This window comes from Streptococcus oralis (assembly GCF_001579025.1).
Classification (GTDB): Bacteria; Bacillota; Bacilli; order Lactobacillales; family Streptococcaceae; genus Streptococcus; species Streptococcus oralis_X.
In genome coordinates this window covers 268,100-276,339 of record NZ_KQ970235.1, presented here as the reverse complement: position 1 = coordinate 276,339, position 8,240 = coordinate 268,100, and the positions used below count along the sequence as shown (strand labels likewise).

General features: G+C 40.3%; 6 protein-coding genes and 1 pseudogene. 3 read left to right on the top strand and 4 right to left on the bottom strand.

Features of this window, described 5'->3' with window-relative positions; genetic code table 11:
- Positions 1 to 1,642 (bottom strand): annotated as a pseudogene (locus SORDD27_RS01260) (YSIRK signal domain/LPXTG anchor domain surface protein); the annotation flags it as partial.
- 189 nt (positions 1,643 to 1,831) lie between these two features.
- Positions 1,832 to 2,395, bottom strand: coding sequence for a YSIRK-type signal peptide-containing protein (locus SORDD27_RS10080; RefSeq protein ID WP_231069258.1), 564 nt, complete (start codon positions 2,393 to 2,395; stop codon positions 1,832 to 1,834).
- Positions 2,396 to 3,014: 619 nt separating this feature from the next.
- Between SORDD27_RS10080 and SORDD27_RS01255 the strand changes: the two genes are divergently transcribed.
- Positions 3,015 to 3,644, top strand: a complete 630-nt coding sequence (locus SORDD27_RS01255) for an MBL fold metallo-hydrolase (RefSeq protein WP_061426872.1) — start codon at positions 3,015 to 3,017, stop codon at positions 3,642 to 3,644.
- Positions 3,645 to 3,747: 103 nt separating this feature from the next.
- Here the strand turns inward: SORDD27_RS01255 and SORDD27_RS01250 are convergent, their stop codons facing one another.
- A complete protein-coding gene (locus SORDD27_RS01250) occupies positions 3,748 to 4,512 on the bottom strand; it encodes a hypothetical protein (RefSeq protein WP_061426870.1) in 765 nt (254 codons plus the stop codon).
- A gap of 88 nt (positions 4,513 to 4,600) precedes the next feature.
- Positions 4,601 to 6,493 carry a M13 family metallopeptidase gene (locus SORDD27_RS01245; protein WP_061426868.1) on the bottom strand — a complete coding sequence of 631 codons (1,893 nt, stop codon included), beginning with the start codon at positions 6,491 to 6,493 and terminating at the stop codon, positions 4,601 to 4,603.
- Positions 6,494 to 6,672: 179 nt separating this feature from the next.
- On the opposite strand from SORDD27_RS01245, the gene SORDD27_RS01240 reads away from it, so the two are divergent.
- Positions 6,673 to 7,395, top strand: coding sequence for a metal ABC transporter ATP-binding protein (locus SORDD27_RS01240; protein ID WP_061426866.1), 723 nt, complete (start codon positions 6,673 to 6,675; stop codon positions 7,393 to 7,395).
- Positions 7,392 to 8,240 carry a metal ABC transporter permease gene (locus SORDD27_RS01235; protein WP_000559774.1) on the top strand — a complete coding sequence of 283 codons (849 nt, stop codon included), beginning with the start codon at positions 7,392 to 7,394 and terminating at the stop codon, positions 8,238 to 8,240. The genes SORDD27_RS01240 and SORDD27_RS01235 overlap by 4 nt, the downstream gene beginning before the upstream one ends.

Here is an 8,240-nt window from a genome sequence, read left to right as displayed (position 1 = left end):
CATCAGTTCCATTCAATTCAACTCGCTCACGTAAGAAAGTTCCCTTAACATTTTCAGCTGATGCTTCTACTTTGATATTATCAACACCAACTTTTGCAGTTGCTTCTGACGTGACTGGAATATTAAAGACGGTATTTGAATCTACAGCACCTAGTTCTTGATTTTCAGTAACCGCTGTATTGGTTGAACCACTATCTACAAGCCATTTACCATTAACGGCTTTCAAGTTTGTTACAGTTCCATCTGGCATTGTAACCTTAGCACTTGTAGCACCTTTCGAGATTTTAACAGGAACTGTTGTTGAATAGGTTTCAACGTTTTGAACTTCAACTTTAGGCTTAACAACTACAGTAATAGAACCGTGCGCCTCTTGACCTGACTGATTCCATGTCGTATTATTAGATAATTTATCATAATCTTTAGCAAATACTGAAACGGTATAGATACCTGCCTCTGTCACCTTACCTCCAATGACAGCATTACCCATGTTGGTTCCAGCAGCTTTTTGCTCTTCAGCAGTACTGTTTGTTACAGTATAGTTGGTACCAGGAATCAACACTTTAGAATCATCTAATTCTGCTCCTATAGTGTTGTAGCCTGAGACACCTGTGACTGCTTTAGAAGAATTTTGACGAACTTTAACTACTTTACCTTCAGCAGTTGTATAGTCATAGTTTCCTGCTGAATTGCCAGGTATCGCACTAGCTCCCGAAGAATCATGAAAACGAAGATTGATATTCGCATCATCACCAACAGTTCTATCATAACGAGCTGAATCTGACTGAATTGTAGGAGGTGTGCTATCTTGCCAACCTACCCAACCAGCACGTAGATTCTGAATTTGGAAGGTGACAGTCCGCCCATCTGTATTCGTTGCAGTAATATTGAATCGTAAGTCATACACTCCATTTTCAATACCAGCAACTACTTTACCTTGAATGGTATCTGTCGCCTCATCATAAGTAACACCTGGTACAAGGTTAGTTGGTGTTACAGAGGTAAGACTCCAACCAGCTTGCTTAGCTTTTTCTGTAACTGCAATACGATCTTTCAAACCTTTAATATAAACTCTGTCAACTCCTTGTTCATACCCATAGCCATAAATTTCTGTAGCTAGGTATTCATAACCACCGTTAGCAGAGTATATTGACGTCGCAGAGTTTGAAATTCTTGACCCATCCGCACGGAGTTTATTTCTCCAAAGTGGTGCTTCTTCAGCTAATTTTTTAGCAGCATCAGGGGTTAATGGATAGTCTACACGTCCTTTGTTGTTATGACCAGTTTTTCCACCCTGTTCTGTATGCATCCCATTTCCAGCATTGGTATCTTCACCAGTCCGTTGATTAGAATAGACTTCAATCTCTAACCCTGTAGCATCAGTACCCGTAATTAATTTAATTTCTTGTACTGGAATTGTATAGGTATCTTTACCAGTATGATTTGCAGCGTTTGTTTCCGATGCATGAGTTGTGTTAGAACCCTCTTCGGCATAGAAATCTTGAGCAGCCAAAGCGACTCCAAAGTTTCCATCTTTTCCGATTCCTGCTTTTTTTAGCTCATTATATACTGCAAGAATTGACTCGTTCAAACGTGACAATTGTTCATTGCCTTGTTTAGCTGTAACGCTATCCGTAGCTAACACTTTTTTAGCTTCCGCAATAACTTCTTTATTATTAGCTATCGCCTCCTCAATTGCCGCTTTGTTTTCAGCATCAAGTTTATTTTTCCGGACTGCTTCAGTTGCTAAAACATTGGTTACCTCAGCTTCAGAGGTAACTTGTTCTAAGACTTTTTTAGCTTCTTGGACTGGTTCGACAGTTTCTTTTGTTTCTTATACTTTTTCTGCTTTTTCTGTAGCAGTGGTCGCCACTGGTTTGACTGCTGTAGTTGCTGCTGTTTTCTCAACTTGTTTCCCAGCTTCGTCTGACTCAACTACAACTGTAATCAAAGCTTCAACTTTAGCATGCTCTGCATCGATATCAGCCTGTTTTGCAGTTTCGTTTGCAAGAACTGCCTTTGCCGCAGTCAATACTTCATTTGCAGTAGCTATCGCTGTTGCATCAGCTTTCTTTGCAGATGCAATCTTCGCTTCTAACTCAACTACTTTTTTAGTCAGAGCAGTCTTATCAACTTTTTTAGTCTCTACTACTTTTTCTGACGCCTTAGCTTCAGATTTCTCCGCCGTTATAGTTGACTCCGACTCCTTTGTTGCTACTGGTGTTGTCGTTGCCACTGTTGCATCTGCACCTTGTACTTCCGCTGCCGATACCGCACCATTACCTAGGAACATCATCAAACCGGTCGCAATTGCCACCGAGGCCGCTCCAAAACTATACTTTCGAATCCCATATCGAATGTATTTCTCCGTTCTAAACCCCTGTTGCTTACTCTTCATAAGATACACAACCCTCCTATTTTTATTATATCGATATTGAAATATAGAAAAAACGAAATTTCTTCCCTACTCAAAAAATGGTCTTTAAATTTCATTATTCTAAAAGGATTATATCCTCGTATTCAATATGCATATTCATACTAACACTTTTCCCTATCTTTTTCAACAACTTTTATAATTTTATTTAAAATAAAATTATAATATTCAAATTATTTGATTCATAAAACTCTATTAAAACCCTTTATTTACAACATGTAAACCATATCTTTTTTATTATATGAAAATTAATAAAATACTATTTAATGTATCAAGTCATTATATTTATATTTGGATGCACTTCGCAAATATTATTTTTTAACATATTTTATTTATAATTATAACTATAAAATCCAAGTGCATTCTCAATAAAAGAAACTGTATTTTTATCAGTTATTTCTTATTTATGCTATATTCTTATTACCATTCAACTAAAAATATAACAAGTCTTCTCACAGCAATTTCCTTCTTTTTTTAATATAAATCAACCAACCTTGAACACAAAAGAGGGACTTTCTTTTCACTTTATTTCTCTCTTCTATGCTATACTTAGTTTAGTACATTCTTTGAGATTGGAGCCAGTATGAAAATCCATAAAACAGTGAATCCCGTTGCCTATGAAAACACTTATTATCTAGAAGGGGACCAACACCTGATTGTGGTTGACCCAGGTAGCCATTGGGAGGCTATTCGCAAAACTATCGAGAAAATCAACAAACCAGTCTGTGCGATTCTCCTAACTCACACCCACTACGACCATATTATGAGTCTGGACTTGGTTCGCGAAACTTTTGGAAATCCTCCAGTTTATGTAGCAGAGAGCGAAGCTAGCTGGCTTTACACTCCAGTCGATAATCTCTCTGGTCTCCCTCGTCATGATGATATGGCAGATGTGGTCGCAAAACCAGCAGAGCACACCTTTGTCTTTCATGAAGAATACCAGCTTGAGGAATTTCGTTTTACAGTTCTACCAACCCCAGGGCACTCTATCGGCGGCGTTTCCCTCGTCTTTCCTGATGCTCATCTAGTCTTGACCGGAGATGCCCTATTCCGAGAAACCATCGGTCGGACAGACCTTCCTACAGGTAGCACGGAACAACTCCTCCATAGCATTCAGACGCAACTCTTCACTCTTCCTAACTACGATGTCTATCCTGGACACGGTCCAGCTTCGACTATCGCTCACGAAAAGACCTTTAATCCCTTTTTCTAGCAAACAAAAAACCAAGGATAATTTCCTTGGTTTTTTGTAACTTCTATTTCTATGTCAATATTTGCTCAGAAGAATCAATATTGACTAGAAAAATAATTTAAAACTAATTAGCTCGATTCAATTCTTTCCAGTCAATATTTGATAAATTAAGCTTTTCAGAAGAGATATCTAAAACTTGCTCTGCTTTCTCATTGCCACCGATTTGAATAGTTGCTTCTTTAATCTTCTGAACTCCGTTTTTATCGAACGAATATAGAGACAGGTTCATTTCTGGACGAGTTGACTGCCAGTCTGCATAAGAGACTTGACCATTTTCATAAATATCAAATCCTGAGCGAAAACCACCTGCAGAAGCTATATATGCTGTGTGAAGTAAGCTAGGTTTTTGATTTTCCAAATAATAAATGGCTGAAACAAATTTTTCATCACCAATAAGCAACTCGTCTTGACCATCCTTATTCAAATCAACAATTGCGTATTTCCAATCGGGTGCATTTTGATAACCCATTCGAGAGAAAACTAGGCCATATTCTTCTGAAGTAATCTTATCTTGTTTATTTTCCTTGTATAAATCTTCTCTATTACCTTGTTTTAAAAGGTCTGTAAAGTGATTATAGCGTTCAATCACTTCTTTATATAAATCTTGTCTAGTTTCTTTCTTATTTTCAGCAGTCGATTGCGATTCCTTGGTTGACGAGTCAGTAGTATTTTCAGCCTTTGCTTCTGTTGATACACTAGTCTTATCGTCTTTAGAGACAGATGATAGTGCAGATGAAGGTTCTGTATTGTTCCTATTTTTATTGAGACCACAAGATGCTAGAACTGAAATCGAAAAAATAGCTGATAGCATCATTAAAAATTTCTTCATGTTAACCTCGATAGCATTGTATTTTCAGATTGATAAACTTCAAAAATGAACCATTAATTCCAAGATGATACTTGGTTAGGGACTTACTTTACCAAATAATCACACGGTCCTCTGGTGAACGCCACATACCGTCGCCTTCTTTGACATCATAGGTCGTAAAGAAGTCGTCAAAGTTAGGCACTTGGACATTGACACGAAGTTTAGCTGGTGCGTGTACGTCGACGCTAGCCATGAGTTTCATCAACTCCGGACGGCCTTTCATACGCCAGATACGAGCAAAGTTGTGGAAGAATTCTTCAGCAGAGAAGTCTGCTTCTCTCTTGGCAGCTTCAAGGGCTGCGGCGATTCCCCCTAGGTCCGCTACATTTTCTGATACAGTTAGTTTCCCGTTAATCGTTGCGCCGTAAGATTCTTGCCCATCAAACTGGTCGATAACTTTCTGCGTTTTTTCTTTAAAGGCAGCATAGTCACTCTCTGTCCACCAATCCTTGAGGCTACCATTTTCATCAAAGGACGCACCATTTGTGTCAAAGGCATGAGAGATTTCATGGGCAATAACAGCACCAATACCACCGTAGTTGGCAGAGGACGACTGATGCAAATCATAGAATGGAGCCTGTAAAATAGCAGCTGGGAAGACAATCAAGTTCTTCTGAGGATTGTAGTAGGCATTAACCATGTGAGCAGGCATGCCCCACTCCTTGTAGTCAACCGGTTGGTTCCACTTGCTCCAGCTGTGCTTGATTTCCACACGCGCAAAGGCTAGGGCATTCTCAAAGAGACTGGCAGTTTCGTCCACTACCTTGTCCTTGTAGCGCTCCGGCAATTCCTCTGGATAACCGATATAAGGCTTGATGACATTGAGTTTGACAATGGCCTTATCACGCGTTTCAGGAGTGAGCCAGTCGTTCTTAGCCAAGCGTTCCTTATAAACATCAATCATGATCGCTACTTTTTTCTCTACGTCTGCCTTGGCTTCTGGGGAGAATTTTTCATGCGCATACCAGAGACCTAGAGCCTGCTTGAAAGGTCCTTGGGCCAAGTGATAAGCTGCCTTGACCTTGTCCTGAGCTTCTGGAACACCTGAAAGAGCACGACCATAGGCACCTGACAAGACACGAATCTCGTCTGTGAGATAGCTGGTTGAAAGATTGACTACGCCCAAAATCAAAGTCGCCTTAAGTAAAGGCCATGCTTCTTCACTATAGAATTGGTCTGCTGCTTGCCAGAAACGTTCCTCGTCTACGATAACCTTATCTGGAGTCTGTCCAATCACTGCTTGGAAGAAATCATTCAAAGGTAGGGCAGGGGCAAACTTTTTGAAATCTTCATAGGCATATGGATGGTAAAGTTTGGCATATTCTGAACTTTCTTCGTTTGAAAGAACCACTGCTGCGATACGACGGTCCAATTCCAATCTCTTCTCTAGTAAGTCTGCGATTTCCTCGTCTGAGAAATCGTAAGCTTTGAGAAGATTTGTAGTACTTTCCTTCCAAAGCGTCAAAAGTTCCTCACGCTGAGGATGGTCTTCAGCGTAGTAGGTTGTATCTGGCAAGATTGTTCCTGGTGCACTGGCCCAGAGAACATTGGTTCTGGCATCCATAAAGTCAGGTGATACACCAAATGGAAGGAAGTTTGGTTTACCTGCTAGTTCAAACTCTGCCAGTTTGCTGGTAAAATCTGCAAAGCTCTCCAAATCTTGGTATTCCTTGAGCAGAGGAAGGACAGGCTTGATTCCATCTGCATCCCTCTTGTCAAAATCACGTACCATACGATGGTACTTAACAAAGTTTGCGAGGATGGCATCCTCTGGAACATCCTCACCTGCCAACCACTTGTCCGTAGTCGCCAGCATCAACTCTTCAATTTCCTCGTCAAGGTCAATAAAACCACCTGTTCGAGATTTGTCAGCTGGAATGACAGCTGTTTTTTCCCATTCGCCATTGATTGCATCATAAAAATCGTCTTGATAACGTGTCATCTTGTTCTCGCTTTCATTTTTTCACTTATTCTTAGCTTAGCAAAAAACACTTGGGAATGCAATTAAAAATGGTTTCTCTTTTTTCTTCATTTTTCAGTTATTATTTTAAATTTTTCAAAAATTAACTTGACTTAATTTTTTTTTTAAGGTATATTAAAAGGCAGGAGGAAAATAACTGTATGATACGTATCGAGAACCTCAGTGTCTCCTACAAAGAAACGTTGGCACTAAAGGATATTTCACTAGTGCTCCAAGGACCAACTATTACCGGAATTATTGGTCCAAACGGTGCTGGAAAATCAACTTTATTAAAAAGTATGTTGGGAATTATCCCACACGAAGGTCAGGCCTTTCTCGATGACAAAGAAGTCAAGAAATCTTTACATCGAGTTGCCTATGTCGAGCAAAAAATCCATATCGACTACAATTTCCCTATCAAGGTCAAGGAATGCGTCTCGCTGGGACTCTATCCATCTATCCCGCTCTTCCACACTTTAAAGGCCAGCCACTGGAAAAAAGTGGCGGATGCACTTGAAATCGTTGGACTCTCAGACTATGCTGATCGCCAAATCAGTCAGCTCTCAGGAGGACAATTCCAACGTGTTTTGATTGCCCGTTGCTTAGTGCAGGAAGCTGACTACATCTTTCTAGATGAGCCATTTGTCGGGATTGATTCGGTTAGTGAAGAGATTATCATGAACACGCTGAGAGACCTTAAAAAAGCTGGTAAAACAGTTCTCATCGTCCATCATGACCTCAGCAAAGTCCCCCATTATTTCGACCAAGTTTTGCTTCTCAATCGAGAATTAATAGACCTTGGTCCGACTAAAGAAACCTTTACCGAAGCCAATCTTAAGAAGGCCTACGGTAGCAAACTCTTTTTCAATGGAGGTGACCTATGATAGCAGAATTTATCGATGGATTGCAACATTTCCATTTCCTACAAAACGCCTTGATAACAGCTATAGTCATCGGGGTTGTTGCTGGAGCCGTGGGATGTTTTATCATCCTACGTGGTATGTCTCTCATGGGAGATGCCATCTCTCACGCAGTTTTGCCCGGCGTAGCCCTTTCCTTTATCCTGGGAATTGATTTCTTTATTGGAGCCATCATCTTTGGCTTGATGGCTTCCATCATCATTACCTACATCAAGGGTAACTCTATCATCAAGAGTGACACTGCCATTGGTATTACCTTTTCATCTTTCTTAGCCTTAGGTGTCATCTTGATTAGTGTTGCCAAGAGTTCGACAGACCTCTTCCATATCCTTTTTGGGAATATCCTCGCTGTCCAAGATACGGACATGTGGATCACCATTGGTGTGGGTGCATTGATTCTCTTGATTATCGGGATTTTCTTTAAACAACTATTGATTACATCCTTTGACGAACTCCTGGCTAAGGCCATGGGAATGCCCGTCAATTTCTACCACTATCTGCTCATGGTGCTCTTGACCCTTGTGTCAGTCACTGCCATGCAAAGTGTTGGAACTATTCTTATCGTGGCCATGTTGATCACCCCAGCTGCGACGGCTTACCTTTATGCGAATAGCCTAAAGAGCATGATTTTTCTTTCATCAACCCTAGGGGCAACCGCTTCTGTTTTGGGACTCTTTATCGGCTATAGCTTCAACCTCGCAGCAGGATCCAGCATCGTGCTCACATCCGCCAGCTTCTTCTTAATCAGTTTCTTTATCTCTCCAAAGCAACGATACTTGAAACTAAAAAATAAAAAAATCAATAAATAA